29 protein-coding genes are annotated in these 26,024 nt (G+C 45.1%); 23 read left to right on the forward strand and 6 right to left on the reverse strand.

What is annotated here, in order from left to right; genetic code table 11:
• Window positions 1-11: 11 nt before the first annotated feature.
• From moaC to OCV99_RS08650, 9 genes are all read left to right on the forward strand, one after another.
• Window positions 12-500, forward strand: coding sequence for a cyclic pyranopterin monophosphate synthase MoaC (gene moaC, locus OCV99_RS08610; protein ID WP_158369773.1), 489 nt, complete (start codon window positions 12-14; stop codon window positions 498-500).
• The gene (yqeC, locus tag OCV99_RS08615; RefSeq protein ID WP_158369775.1) at window positions 497-1,240 is read left to right on the forward strand and encodes a selenium cofactor biosynthesis protein YqeC; all 744 of its coding nucleotides are present in this window, start codon (window positions 497-499) and stop codon (window positions 1,238-1,240) included. Before moaC ends, yqeC begins: the two co-directional genes overlap by 4 nt.
• A complete protein-coding gene (gene yqeB, locus OCV99_RS08620) occupies window positions 1,225-2,049 on the forward strand; it encodes a selenium-dependent molybdenum cofactor biosynthesis protein YqeB (RefSeq protein ID WP_158369777.1) in 825 nt (274 codons plus the stop codon). The genes yqeC and yqeB overlap by 16 nt, the downstream gene beginning before the upstream one ends.
• Before the next feature lie 74 nt (window positions 2,050-2,123).
• Complete coding sequence (locus OCV99_RS08625; protein ID WP_158369779.1) at window positions 2,124-3,524, forward strand: uracil-xanthine permease family protein; 1,401 nt, start codon at window positions 2,124-2,126, stop codon at window positions 3,522-3,524.
• Window positions 3,525-3,546: 22 nt separating this feature from the next.
• Window positions 3,547-4,338: an FAD binding domain-containing protein gene (locus OCV99_RS08630; RefSeq protein ID WP_158369781.1), complete on the forward strand. Its 792-nt coding sequence runs from the start codon at window positions 3,547-3,549 to the stop codon at window positions 4,336-4,338.
• 2 nt (window positions 4,339-4,340) lie between these two features.
• A complete protein-coding gene (locus OCV99_RS08635; RefSeq protein WP_158369870.1) occupies window positions 4,341-4,799 on the forward strand; it encodes a (2Fe-2S)-binding protein in 459 nt (152 codons plus the stop codon).
• A gap of 55 nt (window positions 4,800-4,854) precedes the next feature.
• Entirely contained in the window at window positions 4,855-7,095 is a 2,241-nt protein-coding gene (locus OCV99_RS08640; RefSeq protein ID WP_158369869.1) for a xanthine dehydrogenase family protein molybdopterin-binding subunit, read from the forward strand.
• Complete coding sequence (locus OCV99_RS08645; protein WP_158369782.1) at window positions 7,088-7,666, forward strand: nucleotidyltransferase family protein; 579 nt, start codon at window positions 7,088-7,090, stop codon at window positions 7,664-7,666. The genes OCV99_RS08640 and OCV99_RS08645 overlap by 8 nt, the downstream gene beginning before the upstream one ends.
• Complete coding sequence (locus OCV99_RS08650) at window positions 7,663-8,556, forward strand: DMT family transporter (RefSeq protein ID WP_331490702.1); 894 nt, start codon at window positions 7,663-7,665, stop codon at window positions 8,554-8,556. The genes OCV99_RS08645 and OCV99_RS08650 overlap by 4 nt, the downstream gene beginning before the upstream one ends.
• 38 nt (window positions 8,557-8,594) lie before the next feature.
• On the opposite strand, the gene OCV99_RS08655 is transcribed toward OCV99_RS08650, so the two are convergent.
• Window positions 8,595-9,254, reverse strand: coding sequence for a J domain-containing protein (locus tag OCV99_RS08655; protein WP_158369784.1), 660 nt, complete (start codon window positions 9,252-9,254; stop codon window positions 8,595-8,597).
• A 207-nt stretch (window positions 9,255-9,461) separates the two neighbouring features.
• Between OCV99_RS08655 and pdxS the strand changes: the two genes are divergently transcribed.
• From pdxS to OCV99_RS08700, 9 genes are all read left to right on the forward strand, one after another.
• Entirely contained in the window at window positions 9,462-10,337 is an 876-nt protein-coding gene (pdxS, locus tag OCV99_RS08660) for a pyridoxal 5'-phosphate synthase lyase subunit PdxS (protein ID WP_158369786.1), read from the forward strand.
• Window position 10,338: 1 nt separating this feature from the next.
• Entirely contained in the window at window positions 10,339-10,917 is a 579-nt protein-coding gene (gene pdxT, locus OCV99_RS08665; protein WP_158369788.1) for a pyridoxal 5'-phosphate synthase glutaminase subunit PdxT, read from the forward strand.
• A gap of 124 nt (window positions 10,918-11,041) precedes the next feature.
• A complete protein-coding gene (locus OCV99_RS08670; RefSeq protein WP_158369790.1) occupies window positions 11,042-12,445 on the forward strand; it encodes an MATE family efflux transporter in 1,404 nt (467 codons plus the stop codon).
• Window positions 12,446-12,551: 106 nt separating this feature from the next.
• Window positions 12,552-13,115, forward strand: coding sequence for a tRNA 5-(aminomethyl)-2-thiouridylate-methyltransferase MnmM (mnmM, locus tag OCV99_RS08675; protein ID WP_158369792.1), 564 nt, complete (start codon window positions 12,552-12,554; stop codon window positions 13,113-13,115).
• Between the two features lie 96 nt (window positions 13,116-13,211).
• A complete protein-coding gene (locus tag OCV99_RS08680) occupies window positions 13,212-13,688 on the forward strand; it encodes a pyridoxamine 5'-phosphate oxidase family protein (RefSeq protein ID WP_158369794.1) in 477 nt (158 codons plus the stop codon).
• A gap of 106 nt (window positions 13,689-13,794) precedes the next feature.
• Window positions 13,795-15,546 (forward strand): indolepyruvate ferredoxin oxidoreductase subunit alpha, encoded by a 1,752-nt coding sequence (gene iorA, locus OCV99_RS08685; RefSeq protein ID WP_158369796.1) that lies wholly within the window; start codon window positions 13,795-13,797, stop codon window positions 15,544-15,546.
• Window positions 15,546-16,115 (forward strand): indolepyruvate oxidoreductase subunit beta, encoded by a 570-nt coding sequence (locus OCV99_RS08690; RefSeq protein WP_158369798.1) that lies wholly within the window; start codon window positions 15,546-15,548, stop codon window positions 16,113-16,115. The genes iorA and OCV99_RS08690 overlap by 1 nt, the downstream gene beginning before the upstream one ends.
• 20 nt (window positions 16,116-16,135) lie before the next feature.
• Window positions 16,136-17,467 (forward strand): phenylacetate--CoA ligase family protein, encoded by a 1,332-nt coding sequence (locus tag OCV99_RS08695; RefSeq protein ID WP_158369800.1) that lies wholly within the window; start codon window positions 16,136-16,138, stop codon window positions 17,465-17,467.
• A gap of 16 nt (window positions 17,468-17,483) precedes the next feature.
• The gene (locus OCV99_RS08700; protein WP_158369802.1) at window positions 17,484-17,924 is read left to right on the forward strand and encodes an amino acid-binding protein; all 441 of its coding nucleotides are present in this window, start codon (window positions 17,484-17,486) and stop codon (window positions 17,922-17,924) included.
• Between the two features lie 136 nt (window positions 17,925-18,060).
• Here OCV99_RS08700 and OCV99_RS08705 read toward each other — a convergent pair whose 3' ends face one another.
• Window positions 18,061-18,261, reverse strand: a complete 201-nt coding sequence (locus tag OCV99_RS08705) for a cold-shock protein (RefSeq protein ID WP_158369804.1) — start codon at window positions 18,259-18,261, stop codon at window positions 18,061-18,063.
• Window positions 18,262-18,567: 306 nt separating this feature from the next.
• Between OCV99_RS08705 and ptsP the strand changes: the two genes are divergently transcribed.
• Window positions 18,568-20,193, forward strand: coding sequence for a phosphoenolpyruvate--protein phosphotransferase (gene ptsP, locus OCV99_RS08710; protein WP_158369806.1), 1,626 nt, complete (start codon window positions 18,568-18,570; stop codon window positions 20,191-20,193).
• 101 nt (window positions 20,194-20,294) lie between these two features.
• Window positions 20,295-20,453: a hypothetical protein gene (locus OCV99_RS08715; protein ID WP_227191759.1), complete on the forward strand. Its 159-nt coding sequence runs from the start codon at window positions 20,295-20,297 to the stop codon at window positions 20,451-20,453.
• Window positions 20,454-20,489: 36 nt separating this feature from the next.
• On the opposite strand, the gene OCV99_RS08720 is transcribed toward OCV99_RS08715, so the two are convergent.
• Window positions 20,490-21,044 carry a 5-formyltetrahydrofolate cyclo-ligase gene (locus OCV99_RS08720; RefSeq protein ID WP_227191760.1) on the reverse strand — a complete coding sequence of 185 codons (555 nt, stop codon included), beginning with the start codon at window positions 21,042-21,044 and terminating at the stop codon, window positions 20,490-20,492.
• 117 nt (window positions 21,045-21,161) lie between these two features.
• Here OCV99_RS08720 and OCV99_RS08725 point away from each other — a divergent pair, with 117 nt between their 5' ends.
• Both OCV99_RS08725 and OCV99_RS08730 read left to right on the forward strand, forming a co-directional pair.
• Window positions 21,162-21,539 carry a CidA/LrgA family protein gene (locus tag OCV99_RS08725; RefSeq protein ID WP_158369810.1) on the forward strand — a complete coding sequence of 126 codons (378 nt, stop codon included), beginning with the start codon at window positions 21,162-21,164 and terminating at the stop codon, window positions 21,537-21,539.
• Entirely contained in the window at window positions 21,520-22,212 is a 693-nt protein-coding gene (locus OCV99_RS08730; protein WP_158369812.1) for an LrgB family protein, read from the forward strand. The genes OCV99_RS08725 and OCV99_RS08730 overlap by 20 nt, the downstream gene beginning before the upstream one ends.
• A gap of 63 nt (window positions 22,213-22,275) precedes the next feature.
• Here the strand turns inward: OCV99_RS08730 and OCV99_RS08735 are convergent, their stop codons facing one another.
• A complete protein-coding gene (locus tag OCV99_RS08735) occupies window positions 22,276-23,346 on the reverse strand; it encodes an ABC transporter substrate-binding protein (protein WP_158369814.1) in 1,071 nt (356 codons plus the stop codon).
• 155 nt (window positions 23,347-23,501) lie between these two features.
• Between OCV99_RS08735 and OCV99_RS08740 the strand changes: the two genes are divergently transcribed.
• Window positions 23,502-25,136: a class I adenylate-forming enzyme family protein gene (locus OCV99_RS08740; RefSeq protein WP_158369816.1), complete on the forward strand. Its 1,635-nt coding sequence runs from the start codon at window positions 23,502-23,504 to the stop codon at window positions 25,134-25,136.
• Window positions 25,137-25,235: 99 nt separating this feature from the next.
• On the opposite strand, the gene OCV99_RS08745 is transcribed toward OCV99_RS08740, so the two are convergent.
• Together OCV99_RS08745 and OCV99_RS08750 are read right to left on the reverse strand one after the other, a co-directional pair.
• Window positions 25,236-25,706, reverse strand: coding sequence for a hypothetical protein (locus OCV99_RS08745; protein ID WP_158369818.1), 471 nt, complete (start codon window positions 25,704-25,706; stop codon window positions 25,236-25,238).
• 64 nt (window positions 25,707-25,770) lie between these two features.
• A complete protein-coding gene (locus OCV99_RS08750) occupies window positions 25,771-25,968 on the reverse strand; it encodes a hypothetical protein (protein WP_227191764.1) in 198 nt (65 codons plus the stop codon).
• Between the last annotated feature and the right edge of the window lie 56 nt (window positions 25,969-26,024).

Raw genomic sequence — 26,024 nt, forward strand, 5'->3', positions numbered from 1 at the left:
GGAGAAGCAAAATGGGGGATTTTACACATTTTAATGAGCAGGGGAAGGCAAAGATGGTAGATGTAGGGGATAAGCCTGTGTCCCACAGGACTGCGGTGGCAGCCGCCAGTGTCAAGGTGAACCGGGAGACGTTCCGGCTTATCCAGAGTGGAGGGATGAAAAAAGGGGACGTACTGACAGTGGCTCAGATTGCGGGAATCATGGGGGCGAAAAAGACATGGGAATTGATTCCCATGTGTCATCCCATTTTTTTGCAGGGGATTGATCTGAATTTCCACCTGGAGGAGAAGGATTATAGCATAAGAATCCGGGCGTCCGTTAAATGTGATGGGAAAACAGGGGTAGAGATGGAAGCCCTTACTGCTGTCTCTGTGGCAGCGCTGACGGTGTACGATATGTGTAAGGCAGTACAGAAGGACATTGAGATTACGGATATCCGGCTGCTGCATAAATCCGGCGGCGTTCATGGAGCGTTTGCCAGAGAGGAAGGACAGGAATGAGGGTGGTAGAAGGAACCCTGCCATTCCTTGAGGAAAAGGAACATAGAATTGCCCTTGTAGGCGCCGGAGGAAAGACAACGCTTATGTATGCGCTGGCAGAAGAATATACAAAAAGAGGAATCCGCGTGCTGGTGACTACCACTACCCATATTTATCAACCCCAAAAGAGAATCTGGGCGCGAAGTGCAGAGGAAGCAGAAAGGCTTTGGAAAGCGGGACAGTATGCAGTGGTGGGTGAAGAAGCTGAGAATGGGAAATTAAAAGCACTCACGGAGGCAGAATTGCGGGAATATATGCAGATAGCGCAGGTTGTCCTGGTTGAAGCAGATGGGGCAAAGGGGAAACCTTGCAAGGTGCCGGCAGATTTTGAACCGGTTATACCTGATGAATGTGATATTGTCATTGGTGTTATGGGGATGGATGCTCTTTTTAGAACGGTAGGGGAAGCTTGTTTTCGGGAAAAAGAGGCAGAGATACATTTTCATCTGAAACCGGAGAGAGTGCTGACGGAAGAAGTGCTGGCGGAAATTCTTGCATCTGAAGAAGGAACCCGGAAAAATGTCGGCGGAAGGGAGTACTTCGTAGTTCTCAACAAGTGTGACGACGAAGAGCGGCTCCGAAGCGGAAGGAAAATCCTGAAGATGCTGAAAGCAAAGAGAGTGTACCAGGGAATCCTCACTAGCTTTTATGCGGAACATATTCTGGGAAGGGAGCGTGCAGAGATATGGAACAGAAGCTGATTGTTGTACGGGGCGGAGGTGATCTGGCAACGGGCACGATCCATCGGCTCTGGTCGGCAGAGCTTCCGGTGCTGGTATTGGAGACGGAACATCCGGCAGCGATTCGTCGCCAGGTGTCGGTCAGTGAGGCCGTTTATGATGGACAGGCTGTTGTAGAAGATATGACGGCGGTGTGCATCAGCAATTGTGAGAAGGTATGGGATGTTCTGGCAAAGAGAAAGGTACCGGTTCTGGTTGACCCGGAAGGAATGTCTATTCAGAAACTTTGCCCTGTGGTGGTGGTGGATGCTATCCTTGCCAAAAAGAATCTGGGGACGCATAGAGCGATGGCGCCTCTTACTGTGGCGTTGGGGCCTGGATTTGAGGCAGGAAGAGATGTGGATGTGGTGATTGAGACGAAACGGGGACATAATCTGGGAAGAGTTATAAGATCAGGATCGGCTGCTGCGAACACAGGAATTCCGGGAAGGATTGATGGTTATGCCAAAGAAAGGGTGATGCATTCGACAGAACAGGGAGTTTTCCATAACATCCGGAAGATAGGAGATATTGTGGAGAAGGGAGAGCCGATTGGATGGATTGAGAAGAGAGATGGCGGCAGTGTTCCGGTTACTGCCACTATACCGGGGCTTCTGCGGGGGCTTCTGCGGGAAGGGTGCGAGATTCCTGTGGGATTTAAGATTGCGGATATTGATCCCCGAAAAGAAGAATTTAAGAATTGTTTCACCATATCAGATAAAGCAAGATGCATCGGGGGAAGTGTGTTGGAGGTTATCGTTCCATGTTTTCTTCATAAATATGTGCAATAGGGGTCGCAAAAGTCATAGATTCTATGCTATAATAGGCTGACTATTTAAGGAGAAAATTATCTAAGGAGGAAATTATGAGAGAAAATCATTCTAAGGCGGAGACCGCTATGGGTACTCCGTATCAATTTGAAGGAAAGCTTCCGCTGAAACAGGCAATCCCGTTGGGGCTTCAGCATGTTTTAGCAATGTTTGTGGGGAACCTTACTCCGATTCTTATTATTACAGCGGCATGCGGTGCCGAAGATTTTGCAGCTGTTCAGGTGACGCTTCTTCAGAACGCGATGTTGATAGCGGGAATTGTTACTTTGGTGCAGCTTTATTCTATCGGGCCGATTGGAGGGAAGGTGCCGATTATCATGGGAACCAGTTCCGGCTTTATTGGCGTATTCCAGAGTGTTGTGAATATAATGGGTGGCGGTGTTGTCGCTTATGGCGCGATTATGGGAGCCAGTCTGATCGGAGGTTTGTTCGAGACGGTATTAGGAGCATTCTTAAAGCCATTGCGCCGCTTTTTCCCGGCGGTTGTGACCGGGACGGTTGTTTTGGCTATTGGTCTGTCTCTGATCAGTGTAGGTGTAGGCTCTTTCGGAGGCGGTTCGTCTGCGAACGATTATGGTTCTGCAGAAAATCTTCTGATTGCGCTGGTTGTTATGATTATCATCCTGGTGCTTAAGCACGGGACAAAGGGACTGACAAGTTCTTCCTGTATTTTGATTGGTATTATTATTGGCTATATTATCTGTGGCGTGCTGTCTTTCATCCTTCCGACTACTGCTGTAAATGCAGATGGCGTAGAGTACACAAAAGCATGGGTGCTGAACTGGGATAAGGTGGCACAGGCAAAATGGTTTGCAGTTCCGCAGATTATGCCTGTAAAGCCGGTCTTCGACCTTCGTGCTATTGTTCCGGTTATGATTATGTTTATTGTTACTGCTGTAGAGACTGTGGGAGATATTTCCGGCTGTATGGAAGGCGGTATGGGAAGAGAGGCCAGCGATAGTGAACTGGCAGGCGGTGTTATGTGCGATGGTATCGGTTCTTCCTTCGCTGCCCTTTTTGGTGTGCTGCCGAATACATCTTTCAGCCAGAATGTAGGACTCGTTACTATGACGAAGATTGTCAACCGTTTTGCATTGGGCTGTGGTGCAGTTTTCCTGATTCTCTGTGGACTCCTGCCAAAGCTTGCAGCGCTGGTATCAATTATGCCCCAGTGTGTACTTGGCGGAGCGGCAGTTATTATGTTCTCTTCTATCGTAATGAGTGGTATCCAGCTGATTACTAAAGAGCCGTTGACGGCCCGCAATATGACGATTGTGTCGGTGGCTCTTGGCCTTGGATACGGAATCGGGGCAAATAGCGCAATTCTTGCAGGGCTTCCAGATTTTGTTGCCTTGATTTTCGGCGGCTCAGGAATTGTGCCTGCTGCATTTGTGGCAATTATTCTGAATATTCTGCTTCCAAAAGAGGAAGCCTAATTACATTCGGAGGTAAGGAAAGATGCTTTCATTTAATCAATATGTGCGGGCACAGAGTCTGGAAGAAGCATATACGTTGTGCCAGAAAAAGAGTAATGTGGTGCTCGGCGGCATGCTGTGGCTGAAAATGCAGAAGAAAAATGCCGGAACGGCGATTGATCTGTGTGATCTTGGCTTGGATCAGATTGAAGAGTCGGAAGAAGAATACCGGATTGGGGCCATGGTTTCCTTAAGGACGCTGGAGAATCATGCCGGGTTAAATGCTTTGACACAGGGAGCGATGGCAGAAGCAGTGAAGCATATTGTAGGTGTGCAGTTCCGCAATTTGGCAACGGCAGGTGGAAGTATATATGGGCGCTTTGGTTTTTCGGATGTTATGACTTTATTTATGGCGTTGGATGCGAAAGTGGAATTGTACCATGCAGGTGTGATGGAAATCCGGGAATTTGCAGGATTTTCACGGACAAACCGGGATATTCTGACGTATATTATCATTCCGAAGACATCCAGAAAAACGGTGTACCTCTCCATGAGGAATACGGAGACGGATTTTCCGGTACTTACCTGTGCTGTATCCGTTCTGGATGGCAGATATAGCTGTGTAGTGGGTGCACGTCCGGCACTGGCGCAGGTCTATGAGGATGAGAAGAATCTGCTTGCCCATGGGGACACAGCAGAATCGGCGGCCGCATTTGCCGCAGATATTGCTTCCAGGGCGGAGTTTGCGGGAAATATGAGAGGCAGCGCTGCATACCGTAGAAAATTGTGTGAGGTGCTGGTGCGCCGTGCCGTACTTGCATTGCAGGAGGTCTGATGATGGAGATTGAATTGACTTTAAATGGGAAGAAGATTCAGGCAGCAGTTTCAGCAGATATGCTGCTGATAGATTTTGTGAGGGCACAGGGATGTTTTTCTGTGAAACGTGGCTGTGAGACTGCCAATTGCGGGCTCTGTACGGTATTGATGGATGACGTTCCGGTATTATCTTGCAGCGTACTTGCGGCGCGGGCAGCAGGGCACAAAATCCAGACATTAGAGGGGCTTCAGGAAGAAGCGGAAGAATTTGTGGGCTTTATTGCAGACCAGGGGGCAGAGCAGTGTGGTTTCTGTAATCCGGGCTTTGTGATGAATACGATTGCGCTTCTTCGGGAGAATCCGGATCCTTCTGATGATGAAATCAAAGCGTATCTCGCAGGGAATTTATGCAGGTGCTCCGGATATGACGGACAGCTTCGCGGCATCCGTGCATATCTGAATTGGAAGAAAGGGGTGTAGAGGCTTGGAAGAGAATTTGAAAACGGTAGGCAGGTCTGTCCGCAAGAAGGATGCCATGCAGCTCCTTTTGGGAAAACCTGTCTACATGGACGATATTACGCCTTCGGATGCATTGTCGGTAAAGGTTCTCAGAAGTCCTCATGCCCATGCGTTGATAGAGGATATCAAGACGGAGATTGCATTAAAGGTTCCGGGAATCGTGGGAATTTATACGTATAAAGATGTGCCGCAGAAGCGTTTTACCATGGCAGGGCAGACCTATCCTGAGCCCTCGCCTTATGATAGGCTTCTTCTGGATAAGAGAGTCAGGTTTGTGGGAGACGCAGTTGCAATTGTAGCAGGAGAGACAGAAAAAGCAGTGGAGCGGGCGCTTAAGCTGATTAAGGTTACTTATCAGGTATTAGAGCCTGTTCTGGATTTCCGGACAGCGAAGGATCATAAGATTCTGGTTCATCCAGAAGATAATTGGCAGTCGTTGTGTCCTGTGGGAGCAGATAATCAGAGGAATCTCTGTGCCAGTGAAGAATCCTCAAGCGGTGATGTGGATGCTGTTTTTGCGGATTGTGACGAGATTGTTGAACATACGTATCATGTGAAGGCGTGTCAGCAGGCTATGATGGAGACTTTCCGCACTTATACGGAAATAGATCGCTATGGAAGACTTCATGTAATCAGTTCTACACAGATTGTATTCCACTGCCGCCGTATTATTGCAAATGCACTGGATATTCCGAAGTCAAAGGTTCGTGTGGAGAAGCCGCGGATCGGAGGAGGCTTTGGCGCTAAGCAGACGGTGGTTGCGGAAGTATATCCTGCCTTCGTAACTTGGAAGACCAAACGACCGGCGAAGATGATTTATTCCAGAGAAGAGTGCCAGACGGCAGGGAGTCCCCGCCATGAGATGGAAGTGCATGTGAAACTGGGAGCATCAAAGGAGGGGAAAATCCGCGCCTTGGACGTTTATACCTTGTCCAATACAGGAGCCTTTGGGGAGCATGGTCCTACGACGGTAGGACTGTCCGGTCACAAATCCATTCCCCTCTATACAGGTGGACTGGAGGCGCACCGTTTTTCTTATGATGTGGTTTATACCAATATGCAGGCGGCAGGGGCTTACCGTGGATATGGTGCAACCCAGGGGATTTTCGCATTGGAGAGTGCAGTGAATGAATTGGCTGACCGATTGAAAATGGATCCGCTTGTGCTTCGGGAGAAGAATATTGTACGGGAAGGTATGATGATGCCGGCTTATTATGGAGAGATGGCAAATGCCTGTGCCCTGGATCGTTGTATCGCACGCTGTAAAGAATTGTTCCGATGGGAGGAAAAGTATCCTGTAAGGGATATGGGAAATGGGAAGGTAAGGACAGCAGGAGTTGCCCTGGCTATGCAGGGTTCTTGTATTTCAGGAGTAGATGTGGGATCTGCTACCATAAAGCTTGGTGATGAAGGATTTTATAATCTGATTATCGGTGCGGCTGATATGGGGACAGGCTGCGACACGATTCTGGCGCAGATGGCGGCAGAATGTATGGAATGTCCATTAGAGGATATAGAAGTTTTTGGCGCAGATACGGATTCCTCGCCTTATGATTCAGGTTCTTATGCTTCTTCCACTACTTATCTTACCGGAAAGGCGGTAGAGGAAGCCTGTGAGAAGCTGAAAAGGAATCTGTGTAAGATTGCCGCAGGAATGATGGACTGTCAGGAAAATGAAGTGGAATTTACCGGAAATGGTGTGCGCAGGCTGGATGGGAATGGCTTTGTATCCAGAGCAGAGATAGCGGCAAAATCTATGATGTTTAATGATGTGGCGGCTCAGACTACAGCAACCACATGCTCGCCGGTATCGCCGCCGCCTTATATGGCAGGAATGGTGGAAATTGAGCTGGATAAGGAAACCGGGAAAGTCGAGATACTGAATTACACGGCAGTGGTGGACTGTGGGACGCCTATTAACCCGAATCTGGCGCGGATTCAGACAGAAGGCGGGCTGGTACAGGGAATCGGAATGGCGCTTTATGAGAATGTAACCTATTCTGCATCCGGCAAGATCCTGGAGAATTCTTTTATGCAGTATAAAATCCCTACCCGTCTGGATATGGGGCATCTGCAGGTAGAATTTGAATCCAGTTATGAGCCTACCGGCCCGTTTGGCGCCAAATCTATTGGTGAGATTGTTATTAATACACCGGCTCCGGCGCTGGCACATGCAATTTATAATGCGACAGGTGTGTGGCACCGTACGCTGCCTATTACGCCGGAGAAAATTCTCATGGGGATAGAAGATGAATAAGCATATGATATATCTGGCGGCTGGCAACAGCCGCCGTTTTGGAACAAATAAACTTTTGCATGTATATCGAGGGAAGCATTTATACCGTTACGGGTTGGATATGCTGGAAGAACTCTGCTATAAACGCTCTGACTGTATCTTGTATGTTGTGTCGCAGTACCGGGAAATTTTGGAACAGGCAAAAAAGGGAGGCGTGCAGGTGGTATACAGCCCGGACAGCTATAAAGGCATGTCCTATACCATTGAGGCAGCTCTTCATGCTGTGGGAGATATTCCGGAAGAAGATTTTCTTGTATTTGTGGTGGCAGATCAGCCGGGACTTACGGAATATACCGTTGAAAAGCTGCTTGCGGCAGCGGATTTTGGTGTTGAGACGGCTTCCGTAAGGTATGGCAGCACCCCCGGAAGTCCGACGCTTTTCTCCGCCCGGCTGATGCCGGAGCTTCTTGCTTTGAAAGGAGATGAAGGGGGACGCAAAGTTATACGGAATCATCCATGCGTTTATATAGAGGCGGAAAGTGCAGAAGAGCTTTATGATATTGATACGCCAGAAGAAGGAGGAATGTTATGATGGCGGAAAACAGGAAAAGATACAAAGGAATTCTTTCTATTATCTGTTCGGCGTTTTGCTTTGCGCTGATGAATATGTTTGTACGTCTTGCGGGAGATATTCCATCGGTGCAGAAAAGCTTCTTCCGAAACCTGGTGGCATTTTTCTTTGCAATTGTTATTATGAAAAAGGAAGGCATTCCCTTTGCAGTTAAGAAAGAAAACCGGAAGGATCTCATTTTGCGTTCCACATTTGGGACGCTTGGAATTCTCTGTAATTTTTATGCAGTGGATCATCTTGTGCTGGCAGACGCTTCTATGCTGAATAAAATGTCTCCGTTTTTTGTTGTGCTGTTCAGTTTCTTTTTGCTAAAAGAGAAAATTACGGTTCCTCAGGCAGTATTCGTAGCAGGTGCATTTTTAGGGAGCCTGCTGGTGATAAAGCCCACTTTCTCTAATATGGATTTCCTCCCGTCGCTGATAGGGCTGGCTGGTGGGATGGGAGCCGGAATTGCCTACACATTTGTGCGCAAACTGAGCCTTCATGGAGAAGCAGGGCCGGTCATTGTATGCTTTTTTTCGGCATTTTCCTGCATCGTTACTTTGCCTTTTCTCCTGTTTGATTACCATACAATGAGCGGGGGTCAGTTTGTAAGCCTGCTTTTTGCGGGACTTTCTGCCGCAGGCGGACAGTTCGGCATTACAGCAGCCTATTCCTACGCTCCGGCAAGGGAGATTTCTGTTTATGACTATTCTCAGATTATTTTTTCGGCGCTTCTGGGATTTTTGGTATTTGGACAGATTCCGGACTGGCTGAGCTGGATCGGATATGGAGTCATCTGTACGATGGCATTACTGATGTTTCTTTATAATCAAAGAAAGTTCATGAATAAAAAAAGGCTGCCGCGTTAAATAGTTAATGCGGCAGATCCAAGTTTTATCTGTATTTGTCATTTCATCATTTTATTTAAAGTTGTAAGAAATGATTCTGTGTGATTTAATATTTTTTTCCTTTCAAAATTCGATTTACACTGTTCCAGATAACTGTCGTACATAGAAAAAAGCATGGCGTAGGACAGATCTCTGTGCTGGCTCCATTGAAAAAGAAGCCAGTTCATAGCATGAGAGAACCAGTATTTTTTCGGAATATCTCCGGATTCTAATACTTGAATATGTATCTGCGCTTCAGAAGCCAGCTGAGATAATTCATTGCGGTTTTCAGATGAAAGCTCCTGCTTCCCCCAGCGTTTTTGCTTTAGAATCTGACTGCCTTGGCATACCAGTTCATTCAGTTTGTTAGCAGCTTCCCAGAATGGAGCAAAGTTCGGTGAAAGCGGCGCGTTATCTGCAGGACGGCTTCCATGGACTGGCCGGTCTTCTCGCCGGATTGGATTGCGGATACGGCGATCGTAAATCCGTCTGTTGGTCGGGTTAATCAGGATGCGGTAAGCATCCAGTACATTCTGGATGTAAAGTGTGGTATCATGACCGCTGTTCGTATTGGCATCCGGGTGCAGACGTTTTACCAGAAAATTCTTAGCATTGGTAATTTCTTCGTCTGTCGCATCCATAGGTATGCCAAGCAGGTCATAGTAGGTGCAATCTTTCATAATTCAAACTCCCCTTATATTCTGCCGTCAAATGTATCTGCGGCAGTTCCATTTTCTCCCATGTATAATCATACGATAGATTGGAGATGAAATCAATAGTATTCTGAAACTGCATCTGGCATGGTTAAAATTATATAAACTGGATATTTAAAACAATCCATTTTTGCGTATAATGGAATCTAAATAAAAAACAGGAGGATAAAAATAATGAAAGAAAGCAGATATGAATTAAATAAACAGTTGGCGCAGATGTTAAAAGGCGGTGTTATTATGGATGTCACCACGCCGGAACAGGCGAAAATAGCAGAAGCGGCGGGGGCATGTGCGGTTATGGCGCTGGAAAGAATTCCGGCTGATATACGGGCGGCAGGAGGGGTTTCCCGGATGAGTGATCCGAAGATGATCCGGGGGATTCAGGAAGCGGTTTCCATTCCGGTTATGGCAAAATGCCGCATTGGACACTTTGTAGAGGCACAGGTACTGGAAGCTATAGAGATTGACTATATTGATGAAAGTGAAGTGCTGTCACCGGCGGATGACATTTATCATATTGATAAGACGAAATTTAAAGTACCATTTGTCTGCGGTGCGAGAGATCTAGGGGAAGCGCTCCGGCGTATTGCAGAAGGCGCTTCTATGATACGTACGAAGGGGGAACCGGGAACCGGGGATGTTGTGCAGGCTGTACGGCATATGAGGGCAATGAATGCGGAGATACGAAAGATTCAGAATCTCCGGGATGATGAGCTTTTTGAAGCGGCGAAACAACTTCAGGTTCCGGTAGATCTGCTTACATATGTTCATGAAAATGGCAGGCTCCCGGTAGTGAACTTTGCAGCGGGAGGAGTTGCAACTCCGGCGGATGCGGCTCTGATGATGCAGCTTGGGGCGGAAGGTGTATTCGTAGGATCAGGAATCTTTAAATCCGGCGACCCGGCAAAAAGAGCAGCGGCTATTGTGAAGGCGGTAACGAATTATACGGATGCAAAACTAATTGCAGAGCTTTCCACAGATTTGGGAGAGGCAATGGTAGGAATTAATGAACAGGAAATAGAGCTTCTTATGGCAGAGCGGGGGAAATAAGATGGTAGTGGCAGTTTTAGCTTTGCAGGGAGCGTTTGCAGAGCATGGGCAGATGCTTGACAGACAGAAAACAGAACATTTTGAGATACGGCAGAAAAAGGATTTGAAGCGGCCGTTTGATGCATTGATTTTACCGGGAGGAGAAAGTACCGTTATGGGAAAATTGCTTCGTGATCTGGAGCTGTTTGAGCCTATCCGCGAGAAAATAAATGCAGGCATGCCTGTGCTTGGAACCTGTGCGGGTCTGATTCTTCTTGCAAATGAGGTGGAAGAAGGGAATTCTCATCTTGGCACGATGGATATCTGTGTTAGAAGAAATGCTTATGGAAGACAATTGGGAAGCTTCTGTGCCGAAGAAGAATTTGGGACTTTGGGAAAGATACCCATGGTATTTATCCGTGCGCCTTATATTGTGAAAACAGGGAGTCATGTAGAAATCCTGGCAAAAACCGGCGGAAGGATTGTGGCAGCAAGGCAGGGAAATCAGCTTGTGACAGCATTCCATCCGGAACTTACGGAAGATGACAGAGTCATTCGGTATTTTTTGCAGATGGCAGCAGGTGCGGCGGAGAGAAGATAAAATTTCCTTTTGCAAAAATGAAAAAAATGATATAAAATATAAATATAGTGTGTAGCCAGAGGCGTAAACCCAGCTTTTGGCCGCACATTTTTTTTATGCAATTCTTAAGGAGGTTTTACAAAAAATGGAGAAACAAAATGCAAATGCTTTTCTTGTGCAGGAAAAAATAGGAACTTTAATGAAAAAATACTCTATCCCATGTATTATTTCGCTTTTGGTTGCGGCGCTTTATAATATCGTAGACCAGATATTCATTGCAAATGCCAGTTATCTGGGTTCCTACGGCAATGCGGCGAATACGGTGGTGTTTCCACTGACGGTAGTGGCGCTGGCGCTGGCAGTTATGATCGGAGACGGCTGCTGTGCATTTGTTAGTATCAGTCTGGGAGAGAAGAAGGAAGAAAACGCGCATCGAAGTGTAGGAAATGCAATTGTGCTGTGTTTGATTATTAGTATCATATTGACAGCAGTATACCTGATTTTTCAGGAACAGATTTTGACTATGTTTGGTGGAAAAGTAAATGAAGAGACATTTCGGCATTCAAAGGAATACTTCTTCTATATTTCGATAGGAATTCCTTTCTATATGTTCGGGCAGGCGATGAATCCGGTTATCCGATCTGATGGAAGCCCACGGTTTGCCATGGTTTCTACATTGGCAGGCGCAGTTGTCAATATTATCCTGGATCCGGTTTTTATTTTTGGATTTCAGTGGGGAATGATGGGAGCAGCAGTAGCAACCGTTATGGGACAGGTGCTCACAGCGCTGCTGGCGGTATGGTATCTATTCCACATGAAAGCAGTACATTTGAAAAAGAGCAGTTTCAGATTAAGTTTTAAAGTATCGAGGCGGTTTCTGGCTCTTGGAATCTGCAGCTTTTTAGCGCAGATCTCCCTGGTTGCGGCAATGGCGGCTATTAACAATATGATTCGGAAATATGGCGCTGTGGATCCGGTCTTCGGACAGCCGGAATATGCGCAGATTCCAATGGCGGTGGTCGGGATTGTAATGAAGTTTTTCCAGATTGTCATTTCCATTGTCATAGGTATGGCAGCAGGATGTATTCCGATTGTGGGATATAATATAGGAGCAGGAAGGAAAGACAGAGTGAAGACATTATTTACCTATCTGCTGATTGCAGAAGCGGCGGTAGGAGCAGTGGCGTTTTTAATTGTAGAATTACTGCCCAGACAATTGATTGGAATATTCGGTGCGGCAAATGAAAGTGTATATTATACAGAATTTGCTATAAAAGCATTTCGTATTTATCTGTGTATGATTATACTGGCATGCATCAATAAGGCAACATTCATCTATCTTCAGGCTATGGGAAATGCATTGATATCCACCATGCTTTCCATGGTCAGGGAAATCGTCTTTGGCGTAGGATTTGCATTGATTTTACCAATCTTCTTTGGATTGGATGGCGTGTTGTATTCCATGCCGGTATCTGACGTGCTGACGTTTTTCATATCATTAGTAGTTATCATTCATACCTATCGCTCGCTGGGGGCAGAAAAAAAGTAGTAGATATTTTAACGGATTTATAATAGAATAAACATATGCAGGAAGCGCCGGTTCAAACCGGCGCTATCATTGTGTTATAGAGAAAAAGAAAGAAGAGAAGAGGTAGATGAAGAATTTACAAATTACCCACTGGTGCCATGAAATTATCCGTTCGCAGGCGAAGGCCGGAGGACATTATATCGACGCAACTATGGGAAAGGGCAACGATACGGTGTTTCTTTGTCAGCTTGCGGGAGAAAAGGGGAGTGTGCTCGCTTTCGATATTCAGAAGGAAGCATTGGAAATGACAGAAAAAAAGTTGGAGGAAAAGGGACTGGCAGACAGAGCAAAGTTAATTCTTGACGGTCATGAACATATGGATCAGTATGCCAAAGAAGAAAGTATCGATGTAATCTGTTTCAATTTCGGCTATCTTCCGGGCGGCAACCATAAAATAGCTACCTGTCCGGAAACCAGTGTCCAGGCAGTCAGCCGGGGACTCGGCCTTCTGAAGAGCGGTGGAATGATGAGCCTGTGTATCTATAGTGGCGGGGATACGGGATTCGAGGAAAAAGACAGGATTTTGGCATTTTTAAAACAGATTTCTCCTAAAATATTTACAGTGATTACAAATGAATATTATAATAGAGAAAATAACCCGCCGATGCCCGTATTTGTGTTCAAAAATTAATAGGTATAGGGCATAATACACATAGGTACAGGGTAAATGTTAATTTAGGACGTAGTAAAGTGTCACTTTACTACGTCCTAAATGGAAAGGATACATATGAGAAGAAAGAACAGACAAGTGACAGATTGGAAAGAAATTAAAGAAATTGTAGGAAGATGTAAAGTCGCGAGGCTTGGCATGAATGATGATGGAAAAGTTTATGTGGTGCCGATGAATTATGGCTGTGAGACCGAAGATGGCGGCAGGCTTACCTTCTATTTCCATTGTGCCAGGGAGGGAAGGAAAATGGATGTGTTGAAGAAAAATCCACAAGTTTGTCTGGAGCTGGACGGGAAACACGAACTGATGGAGGCGGAAGTTCCCTGCGGATACAGTTATTATTTCGAGAGCCTGATTGGGAATGGGAGAGTAGAGATGCTTTCAGAACCGGAAGAAAAGGTAAGAGCGCTGAGAATTATTATGAAGCAGCAGACGGGAAAAGATTTTTGTGAGTTCCATGCAAATGCCGTGCAGGCTGTCTGCGTGCTTAAGGTAGAGCTTACGGATTATGAAGTAAAGCGCAATATGCCGTAAGTCCGGCGCAGAGGTATGATAAAACGCAAATATGCAGAGGAAAATGCATTGTTGAATTGAAAAATCCATGATAAACTAATCATATGAAAGAAAGGATGGATTACAAATGTTAAAGAAAAAAGTAATTATGCTCGGTAATGAGGCGATTGCCAGAGGGGCTTACGAGGCGGGAGTGAAGGTGTCTGCCGCATACCCGGGGACGCCAAGTACCGAGATCAGTGAGTATCTGGTGCAGTATAAGGATGATTTGTACTGTGAATGGTCTCCCAATGAAAAGGTGGCGACGGAAGTAGCAATCGGTGCATCTGTAGCGGGTGTCCGTGCGATGTCTTGTATGAAGCATGTCGGGTTCAATGTGGCTGCAGATCCGGCTTATACCGTGTCTTACATGGGTGTAAATGGAGGGCTGGTGATTGTTGTGGCGGATGATCCGGGACTTTACAGCTCCCAGAATGAGCAGGATACCAGAATGGTTGCCCGCGCGGCGCAGCTTCCGGTGCTGGAGCCGTCCGATAGTGCAGAAGCAAAAGACTTTGTGAAGGTGGCTTTTGAACTCAGTGAAAAATATGACCGCCCTTTTGTGTATCGTACAACTACAAGGCTTGCCCATTCACAGGGACTGGTAGAGCTGCAGGAGAGAGAGCAGGTTGAAGACAAGCCCTATGTAAAGAATATCCAGAAAACGGTTATGATGCCGGGTAACGCCAAGCTTCGGCATGTGGAAATTGAGAAACGCAACCTGGAGCTGGCAGAAGCTGCCAATACACTGCCGATTAATAAGGTGGAGATGAAAGATACGAAGATCGGCGTTATCACCAGCGGTATTCCATATCAGTATGTGAAGGAAGCTCTTCCGGATGCTTCTGTTCTGAAGCTTGGTATGGTGAATCCTCTTCCGAGAAAATTAATTGAAGAGTTTGCTTCGAAAGTAGAAAAACTTTATATTGTAGAAGAGTTAGATCCGGTGATTGAAGAGCAGGTGAAGTCCTGGGGAATCCAGGCTGTTGGGAAAGAAATTTTCACGGTTCAGGGCGAGTATAGTGCCAATATGCTTCGGGAAGCAATTGCAGGTGAGAAGCTTGAAATTGCCGCGCCTGCAAAGGCTCCGGGAAGACCGCCGATTCTCTGTCCGGGATGTCCACACAGGAGTGTGTATTATGTATTGAATAAATTAAAGCTTCATGCGGCAGGAGATATCGGATGCTATACACTGGGCGCAGTTGCACCCTTAAGTGTGGTGGATACGACTATCTGCATGGGAGCGAGCATTTCCAGCCTTCATGGTATGGAGAAGGCGAAAGGAAAAGAATATGTTAAGAACTGGGTTGCCGTAATTGGAGATTCTACATTCTTACATACAGGCGTGAATTCGCTGATGAATATGATGTATAATAAAGCGACCGGAACGGTTATGATTCTGGACAATTCTACGACCGGAATGACAGGGCACCAGGATCATGCGGCAACCGGGAAAACCCTGCAGGGAGATCCGACCTATGCAATTGACATTCCGGCTCTGTGCCGTGCTATAGGCGTGAAGAATGTCATTGAGGTCAATGCTTTTGACATAGCAGAACTGGAGAAAGTGGTCAAAGAAGAGGTGGCGAAGGATGAAGTGTCGGTTATCATCACAAAGACTCCATGCGTATTGCTTAGCAAAGCAAAGAAGCCGCTCTATATTGCCCATGAGGATAAATGTAAAAAGTGTGGAATGTGTATGAAGCCCGGATGTCCAGCCATGACGAAAAATACGGATGGGACCATCCACATTGATGATACAATGTGTACTGGATGTGGGTTGTGCGAGACTTTATGTAAGTTTGGCGCAATTGAATTAGCAAAGGAAGGTGACAAATAATGGCAGCAAAGAATATTATGATCGTTGGAGTGGGAGGACAGGGAACTCTTCTGACCAGCAGAATTTTAGGCGGACTTGCCATTGCCGGCGGCTATGATGTTAAGCTTTCCGAAGTACATGGGATGGCGCAGAGAGGCGGGAGTGTTGTGACTTTTGTCCGATACGGGGAAAATGTTGCGGAGCCGATTGTAGAAGAGGGCCAGGCAGATGTAATTATCGCTTTTGAAAGACTGGAAGCTTTGCGGTATGCACATTTTCTGAAAAAGGATGGAGCTTTAATTGTAAATGACTGGCGCATCGATCCGATGCCGGTAGTAATCGGAGCGGCAGAGTATCCGGAGAATATTATTGAGAATCTGAAAAAAAATTATAAAGTATATACGGTAAATGCAACAGAGGAATCCAAGAAGCTGGGAAATCCCAGAGTCTTTAACTTAATCGTGCTGGGAATTGCAGCGCAGCATATGGATTTTACCAGGGAGCAGTGGTATGAAGTGATTGAGCACACAGTACCGCCGAAAACGATTGAAATTAATAAGCGCGCATTTGATGTAGGTTATCAATTATAAAAGAAGAGGAGTAAAGGAAAATGGCAGGAGTAGCATTAGAAAATTGGAAAGAGAGGATCCGGGATCCGAAAATTGAATGTATGAGCAGAGATGAAATGACGGCTCTGCAGAGCGAACGCCTTGTGAAGCAGGTAAAGAATGTATATGAAAATGTGCAGTTTTATCGTAAGAAAATGGATGATATGGGCATCGAACCAGGAGATATAAAAGGAATTGAGGACATTCATAAGCTTCCGTTTACAACAAAAGAAGACTTGAGAGATAATTACCCATTTGGGCTTCTTGCTGTGCCCCAGGAAAAAATTGCCAGAGTGCAGGGAACGAGTGGAACAACAGGAAAGCTGACACTGGCTTCCTACACACAGAAGGATGTTGACGTGTGGGGAGAATGTGTGGCGAGAGGTCTTACGATGGCTGGCCTTACCAGTGCAGATCGCATTCACGTATGTTACGGATACGGACTTTTTACAGGCGGAATGGGTCTTGACCTTGGCGCACAAGCACTTGGCGCAATGGCAATTCCTATGTCATCCGGCAATACGAAACGTCAGCTTATGTGTATGGAAGATTTTGGAGCAACAGCATTTGCATGTACTCCTTCTTATGCGCTGTATCTGGCAGAAGCTGCGCAGGAAGCCGGGATTGTAGACCGTCTGCAGATTAAGGCAAGCATTAACGGTGCAGAACCGTGGACGGAGGAAATGCGTAAGAAGATTGAAAGTATTTTACATATTAATAGTTTCGATATTTATGGTTTATGCGAGATTACGGGCCCGGGTGTTGCAATGGATTGTATTCATCATAAGGGACTTCATGTATATGAGGACTATTTCTATCCGGAAGTGTTGAATCCGGCAGACCAGACGGCCTGTGCCGATGGAGAGACGGGAGAGCTTGTATTTACCACCCTTGCAAAAGAAGGAATGCCATTGCTCCGTTACAGAACGAAGGATCTGACAAGTATTCAGCACGATACATGCGAGTGTGGAAGAACGCTTCCGAGAATCCAGAAGTTTACCGGACGTACAGATGATATGAAGGTTATCCGTGGCGTGAATGTATTCCCGACACAGGTTGAGACGGCTCTTCTTTCTATGGGCGGCGGTGTGGCACCACATTATATGCTGATTGTTGACCGGGAAAATAATCTGGATGTCCTCACAGTTATGGTAGAAGTAGACGAGAAGTATTTCTCCGATGAGATCCGTAAGCTGGATGAGCTGAAAAATAAAGTAGCGGCCGTTTTGAAACAGGCATTGGGCGTATCGGTAAGGGTAAAACTGGTAGAGCCTAAGACGATTCAGAGAAGTGAAGGTAAGGCAAAACGTGTCATTGATAACAGAGGTTTATAAAAGGAGGGGAACCGTTATGAGCAACAGTACAATTAAACAATTATCTGTATTTTTGGAGAACAGAGAAGGACGTTTGGATGAAGTGCTTGCTACATTGGCAGCCGGGGAGGTTAATATCGTCGCTCTCAGTCTGGCAGATACTTCTGATTATGGAATGCTCCGAATGATTGTATCGGAGCCGGATAAAGGACGTGCAGTTTTGAAAGAAGCAGGAATTACTGCCATGCTGACAGAGGTGGTTGCACTCCGTGTGCCGCATGCGGCAGGATCCTTAAGTAAGGCGATGCATCAGCTTGTAGAAGGCAAGGTGAATATTGAATATATGTACGCATTTGCAAATGGAAGCGATGCAGCGGCAGTTCTTAAGAGCGACGACCCGGAGAAAGTGGTTTCTATCCTGAAGGAAAGCGGTTTCGACGTTTATTCTGCAGATGAAGCATACCGGGCGAATGTATAACAAAGTGATAAAAAAGCGGAATGTATTGCACATTCCGCTTTTCTTAATCGAATTACAAGTATTGCTTTTAAATATCTAAAATCGAATCTATGTTTTATATAAATAAAAGGTACATTGCATTTGATTAATGAGGCAATTAAAGTTTTACAACATTGACTGCCTGAGGTCCCTTTGCGCCTTCTGTAATTTCGAACTCAACTGCCTGACCCTCTTCCAATGATTTAAAACCATCCATTACAAGTCCTGAGTAGTGTACGAATACGTCGTTACCGGATTCATCAGAGATGAAACCATAGCCTTTTTGGTTATTAAACCATTTTACTGTACCTTTGCTCATTGTCATACCTCCAAAAAATGAAAAAAATTAATAGAGCTGCACAACTTGGAACAAATATCCATAATCGCGCTCTGTAAGATTAGCACATATTTATAAAAAAGTCAATGACGTACAAGAAAAAGTTTTGCATTTTTTACAAAACATAATAAAACGTCTGATTTGGGCAGAAAAAGAGCCGACAGATGTTTGATTAGAGTTTCATCAGAGAAGCTGACAAAGACTTGACTACCTTTGTTTCAACGTGTAAAGTAAAAAGGAAGGTACAGATAGTACGGAAGAAAATCGACAGTAAAGGACAGGAATTGTATGATTACTTTAACAGGGAAAAAAGTATCTGAGGGAATCGTCATGGGAAGGCTGGTGTTCTATAATAGAGGGGAAAAGGAAATACGCCGTTTCAGTGTAGAGGATGTAAATAAGGAAACCGGTCGTTTTCAGAAGGCCAGAGAGAGGGCTATAGCTGAACTTCAGGAATTATGCAGTGACTCCGAAAAGGGAGTTGGCGAGACAAACGCCATGATTTTTGAAATTCAGCAGATGCTTTTGGAAGACGGAGATTTTATAGACAGCATTACAAGTATTATAAAAGAAGAGAGAATGAATGCAGAATATGCCGTGAAGACCGGAGCGGAAAAATTCATTGAGAATTTCGGCAGGCAGGATACAGGATATGTGCGTGGACATGAAGCGGATGTGCGGGATGTTGCGAATAGAATTCTGCAGGTTTTGTCGAGAGTGCGCAGAGGAAAGATGTTCCTTGATGAGCCGTTTATTATGGCGGCAAAGGATTTGTATCCAAGCGAAGCCGTTATGCTTGATAAAGCAAAGGCGCTTGGTTTTGTAACCATGTACGGTTCCATTAATTCCCATACGGCTGTCCTGGCGAGGACGCGCGGGATTCCGTCCATCATCGGGTTGGGGGAAGCGTTGAAAAGGGATTATAATGGCAAGATGGTGATCATTGACGGTTTTGAAGGTAAGCTTTACATTGAGCCGGATCAGACGACCCTGGCACAGATGAAAGAGAAGAAAAAGCGGAACATCAAGACTGTGGAGGCGTTGGAAAGGCTGAAAGGTAAAGATAATGTTACGCAAAGTGGCCAGAGGATTGATGTATGTGCAAATATTGGATCCAGAGAAGACATTGAAAGTGTACTGCGTAATGATGCCAATGGAATCGGGCTTTTCCGGAGTGAGTTTATTTATATGGAAAGTAATGGAAAGCTGCCGACAGAGGAACAGCAGCTTCAAGTATACCAACTGGCAGCTGAAGCCATGGGACCGAAGAAGGTTGTAATTCGTACAGCGGATATTGGCGGAGATAAAAAAGTGGAATATCTGGGACTTCCGGCAGAAGCCAATCCCATGATGGGATACCGGGGAATCCGCATTTCTCTGGATAAGAATGAATTATTTAAGGTTCAGCTCAGGGCAATTCTGCGGGCTTCTGCTTTTGGCAATATTTCCATTATGTTTCCAATGATAACATCAGTGGAAGAGGTCGTTGCGGCTAAGAAGATTTTGGAAAAAGCAAAAGAAGAACTTCGAAATGAAAAGACGGCTTTTGACGAAAATATTGAGGTTGGGGCAATGATTGAAACTCCGGCAGCTGTGCTGATTAGCGGTGAACTTGCGCGAGAGCTGGATTTCTTTAGTATTGGGACGAATGATCTTACGCAGCATACGCTGGCGATGGACAGACAGAACGGAAGGCTGACGAATCATTATAATTCTCATCATCCGGCGTTGATTAAGATGATTCGGATTGTGGCAAATAATGTGCATTTGGAAGGAAAGAGAATATCTATATGCGGTGATTTGGCGGCAGACACTACTATGACAGAGCTGTTTATTCAGATGGGGATTGATGAGCTTTCGGTAGCGCCGTCGAAGGTCTTGCCTCTCCGTAAAAGAATCAGAGAAATCCAGTAAAGAAGCTTATGGGGTGCAGATGATTCTTCTTTGTTAAGTAGAGTATGGAATAGAATGAAGTGGAAAAGGGTATACTCCTTTGCAGAAAGGAGTATACGCTTATGGGAGAATTGAAGACGGATTTATTTCCATCTAATTTGTATCGTGCCAGAGAAGAAGCAAAGAGGAAAACGGAAAGTATAGCAGAGAATTCCGTACAGCCCGCAGTTTCGCTTCCAGAATCAGAAAAAACAGGAAAAGATGGTTCGGGAGGAGAGTAGGCTGGACGAAAAAAGAAATGGGCTGCTGAAAGGAAGTTATAAAAAGCGCATGATCTCTTCCGTGACAACGATATTCATACGTTTATCATGTGTTTCATGACAGATGCTTTCTGACAGCAGCTGATGCCGACAGACAACCGCTGTTATGAAGTCGGTATGTTCTAAGTATCTGTCATAATATCCGCCGCCATGTCCCAGCCGCCAGCCTTCAAGATCACAGGAAAGACAGGGGATGACGGCAAAGTCTATGGTATTTGGAGGGACAGGAAGACATTTGCTCTTAGGCTCTGGAATGCCATATTTTCCGGCTTCCAGGTCTTCATAAGAGTGAATTTGATATAATTCCATACATCCTTTTTTTGTGCATTTTGGCACAGCAACCTTTTTTTTCATCATCCAGGCATTTTCAATGATTGGGCGTGTGTCGATTTCGTTTTCCATACTTATGTAACAAAATATTACGTCGGCTGTTTGAAACTCATGAAGGGACAGAATCCTGTTACAGATGGCTTTATCTGCAAAATGGCAATATTCCGGGCTGAGAATAGATTGCTTTTGTTTGATTTCTTTGCGTTTTTCATTTTTATTCATAATAAAATCTCCATTCATAGCTTTATTATAGAACAATAGTTTTTCGGATTCAACTTTTTGTTATTTTGTGTTACTATATTAAGCGGACAAAATAAGATAGAAGGAGAAAACAGATAAATGAAGTATATGAAACAGTTTGGAATCATTCTTGGCGTCACCTGTGCAGGAGAGATTATCAAATACTTTGTTCCGCTTCCGGTGCCCGGAAGCATTTACGGACTCCTCTTGATGCTGATATTCTTGATGAGCGGAATTATCAAACTTGAGCAGGTGAAAGAGACGGCAGAATTTTTAATAGAAATTATGCCTTTAATGTTCATTCCGGCAGGAGTGGGATTGTTAAATTCCTGGGGACAACTGCAAAGAATTGTTCTGCCGGTTTCTGTCATAACACTTGTGTCTACTTTTGTGGTTATGGGTGTTACAGGAAAGGTTACGGATAGATGTTTGGAAAAAAGGAAAGGAGAGACAGAAGATGGATCAGGTAATTGTTGAGTCAGCAACAATAGGGGTAGTAATTAGCCTGATTTCTTATGAAATCGGGATTTTCATGAAAAACAAGTTAAAACTGGCAATATTCAACCCACTGTTGGTTTCCATTGTATTGGTAATCCTTTTTCTTTCGATATTCCATGTGGATTATGACAGTTATAATTCCAGCGCCCAGTATTTGGCGTATCTTCTGACTCCGGCAACGGTAAGCCTTGCGGTTCCCTTGTATCAGCAGAGAGAGCTGTTGAAAAAACATCTGATGGCAATCTTGGGCGGGATAGTTGCGGGAGTGCTGGCCAGCCTGGTTACAGTGTGGGGGATGTCGGTGCTTTTTGGTCTGTCCCACGAAGCATATGTCACGTTACTTCCCAAGTCCATTACGACAGCAATTGGAATGGGTGTTTCAGAAGAATTGGGCGGATATGTTACTATTTCCGTTGCAATTATTATTATAACGGGAGTGTTGGGAAATATGTCGGCGGAATTTGTCTGTAGAATATTCCGCATACGCAGTTCCATTTCCAGAGGACTTGCTATCGGAACAGCGTCACATGCAATAGGAACAGCAAAAGCAATGGAGATGGGAGAAGTGGAAGGAGCTATGAGCAGTCTTGCAATTGTTGTGGCAGGGCTTTGCACTGTAGTTGGCGCTTCAGTCTTTGCGTATTTTCTATAAAAAGAAGAACTTTTATAAGGGGACAGTTCTGGTGTGTGCTGTCCCCTTTTTTTAATGTGTGGTTTATTTGGCAGCTTCCTTTGCAAACTCTGTGGTAACAAGGTCTTCGTAAGGCGCGCGTTTTGAAAGTTCGTCGGAGTCTTCCAGAATATCCTGCAAAAGTTCGAAGCTTTCTTCTTCAAAAACCAGGTTTTCTTTCCAAGTGTCCTGATCATAATATCTGGTTACAATTGTTGTTATTGTATCCAGCTCCGTCTCATTGAACTGCGGCTCGATAATTTTAGCAATTTCTTCCGGAGAGTGGGTCTGTACATAGTCCATGCCTTTCTGAAGCGCATTGGTGAAGCTTTGGATGACCTCAGGATTGTTGTCAATGTAGCTTTTTTTGGCAGAAAATGCAGTGTAAGGCACATAACCGCTGTCAGTTCCCAGCGAAGCGACAACGTGGCCTTTGTTTTCTGATTCAAGCAGTGTGGCGGATGGCTCAAATTCGACGGTAAAATCCCCCTGCCCACCTGAAAATGCTGCTGCGGTGGATCCGAAATCAATACTTTGATCGATGGTTACATCACTTCCCGGTTCAATGCCGTTCTGGCGGAGGATATACTCAAATACCATTTCCGGCATACCGCCTTTCCGACCGCCAAGCACTAATTTTCCTTTTAGATCTTCCCATTTAAAATCCGGCATTTCTTCTCTTGCAACAAGAAAGTTCCCGGCACGTTGGGTAAGCTGGGCAAAATTAATTACGTAGTCGTTGGCACCTTCATTGTAGGTGTAGATAGAAGCTTCAGAACCCATGAATCCAATATCGGCTTCGCCGGAAAGAACTGCGGTCATGGTTTTATCGGCTCCAAATCCACACACTAGATCGAGTTCAATTCCTTCCTCATCAAAATACCCTTCTTCAATTGCAACATACATTGGAGCGTAGAAAATAGAGTGTGCTACTTCATTTAACACGACTTTTGTCGGTGAAGTATCCTTAGTTTCTGTCTTGGTATCGTCCGTATCTTTGGTTGTCTGACTGTCAGTATTTCCGGTGGTTTCCGATGCGCTGTCCGAAGAGCATGCAGTAAAGGAAGCCAGAACCATAGCAGAAACAAGCAGTACGGCAATGAAACGCTTTTTCATAAATATCCTCCTTAAATTCTTAATGCTATAGTATATTCACGATGAGGAATGTTGTGAAATAAGGATTGACATTTGCAGGGAAATTGGGTATCATAGACTTTAACGAGTAAAAGCGCTAAAGTGGAAGGGCGTAGAGAGGAAAGGGGATTTTTTCAATGCCTATTACGGAGATTTTAGAGAAGAACTGCCGGTTATATGGCGATGATATATGCCTGGTTGAGATTAATCCGGAGATGCCGGAGACGAGACGGGTTACTTGGAAGGAATATGAGTTGATTGAGCCGGTGAGGACACCTTATTACAGGCGTGAGATTACCTGGAATGTATTTAATGAAAAGGCGAACCGTTTTGCAAATCTGCTTTTGGAAAGGGGCGTCCAGAAAGGGGACAAGGTGGCAATTCTTCTTATGAACTGTCTGGAATGGCTTCCAATTTATTTTGGAATTCTGAAGACGGGAGCGTTGGCTGTGCCCCTTAATTTCCGGTATTCAGCAGATGAGATTCAGTATTGTGTGGAGCTGGCAGAAGTGGATGTGCTGGTATTCGGGCCGGAATTTATCGGACGTGTGGAGGAAATAGCTGATAATATCAGTGAGCATCGGCTCCTTTACTATGTGGGAGATGGATGCCCGGGATTTGCAGAAGATTATACTGCCCATACTGCAAACTGTTCCAGTCAGCCTCCGAAGGTCGATATTACAGATGAAGATTATGCTGCAATTTATTTTTCATCGGGAACGACAGGTTTCCCAAAAGCAATTTTACATACCCATCAGGCTTTGATGCACTCTGCAAAGGTTGAACAGAACCATCATGGACAGACGAAGGATGATGTGTTTTTATGTATTCCGCCGCTTTATCATACGGGAGCGAAGATGCATTGGTTTGGAAGTTTTCTGACGGGCGGCAAGGCAGTTCTTTTGAAGGGGACGAATCCGGAATTTATTCTGCGTGCCGTTTCGGAGGAAAAATGTACAATCGTGTGGCTTTTAGTACCGTGGGCGCAGGATCTTCTTCTGGCCATAGATAATGGAGATATTCATCTTGAGGATTATCAATTAGATCAGTGGCGGTTGATGCATATTGGGGCACAGCCTGTTCCGCCAAGCCTGATTAAGCACTGGAAAGAGTATTTCCCGAGGCATCAATATGACACGAATTACGGCCTTAGTGAGTCGATTGGACCGGGGTGCGTACATCTTGGAGTTGAAAACATTCATAAGGTAGGCGCTATTGGTATAGCCGGATACGGATGGAAGACGAAGATTATTGATGACAAAGGGAATCCGGTGAAACAGGGAGAGACCGGAGAACTGGCGGTGAAAGGGCCGGGCGTTATGGTCTGTTATTATAACGATCCCAAGGCAACAGAAGAAGTACTCCATGACGGATGGCTTTATACCGGGGATATGGCAATGGAAGATGAAGATGGATTTATATTCCTTGTTGACCGTAAGAAGGATGTTATCATCAGCGGTGGCGAGAACATTTATCCTGTGCAGATAGAAGATTTTCTGCGGACAAATGATGCGATTCTTGATGTGGCGGTCATTGGCCTGCCGGATCATCGCCTGGGGGAAATTGCGGCCGCAATTATTGAGTTGAAGCCAGGGGTGGTCTGTACAGAGGAAGATATTAACGAGTTCTGTAAGAAGATTCCAAGATATAAGCGTCCCCGTAAAATTATTTTTGCAGACGTTCCGCGTAATGCGACAGGCAAGATTGAGAAGCCAAAACTGCGGGAGATGTATGGTGCCTCCCATTTGGTTGCCGAGCAGAACCGCAGTTAAGGTATTTTGAGTATCGTATATAAAATTTATTTAAGATAAAACGAGGAAAACCGGCGTGAATAGAGATGTCACGTCGGTTTTTTGCAGAAATATCGGTTTTTAACACATTACGATGATTCGTCTTGGTGTGGTCTGCGGCGGAATGCTTCTTGTGGTGGTTGTATAATATACAATCAACAACTGTCCGCCGGGATTACAGTTAAACCGCTGTCCGTTAGAAGTAAGAACTTCGGTTGAACGGGATAGGTTAAGCTTTAGTGAATTATCTTCTGACACAAGATTGTTATTAAAAAAACCGGCATAAATGGTTTCATTCGGACTCTTTCTTCCAATGATAACTGCTTGGTATTGTGGCGGGAAGATTAAAGGAACCGGCAGGCTTGCATCGTAGAATGCCGTTACATTCATGCCGATACGCAGCCTCGCCTCCTGGATAACATAGGTTGCCGGAGATATGACGAAATTCGTAATGGTATTGCCGGTACGCAGAGTTACCATCTGAGAGCAGCAGTCGCTGCCTACGGGAGAAATATTCTGAATATTTCCACTAACCGGAACTAAAGCAGCCATAATAAGTCAACATCCTTTTTTTCTTCCAGTATATGCGGAGATTATTTTAACGGTGATTTAACTGTTATGGTTCGTCGGCAGTGTTTTTGCCTGATGGGATTTCCGGTGGAAGATAGCTATAGACAGATTCATAGGATTCTAATTCTTCTTCACAGGTTGGAGCAAAAGGAATCAGCCCGGTACAATCCTGTGAGGAAGCTGCGTTTGACAGATAATCATAGGAATCAATCAGTCTTTGATTTTTGGTTTCTTTGTTTTTCAATGTAAAACCTCCTTGAAAAATTTTTGTTTTTGTACTAAAAATAGAATGTGTAGAAA

The organism is Dorea acetigenes (assembly GCF_025567385.1).
Taxonomy (GTDB): domain Bacteria; phylum Bacillota; class Clostridia; order Lachnospirales; family Lachnospiraceae; genus Claveliimonas; species Claveliimonas acetigenes.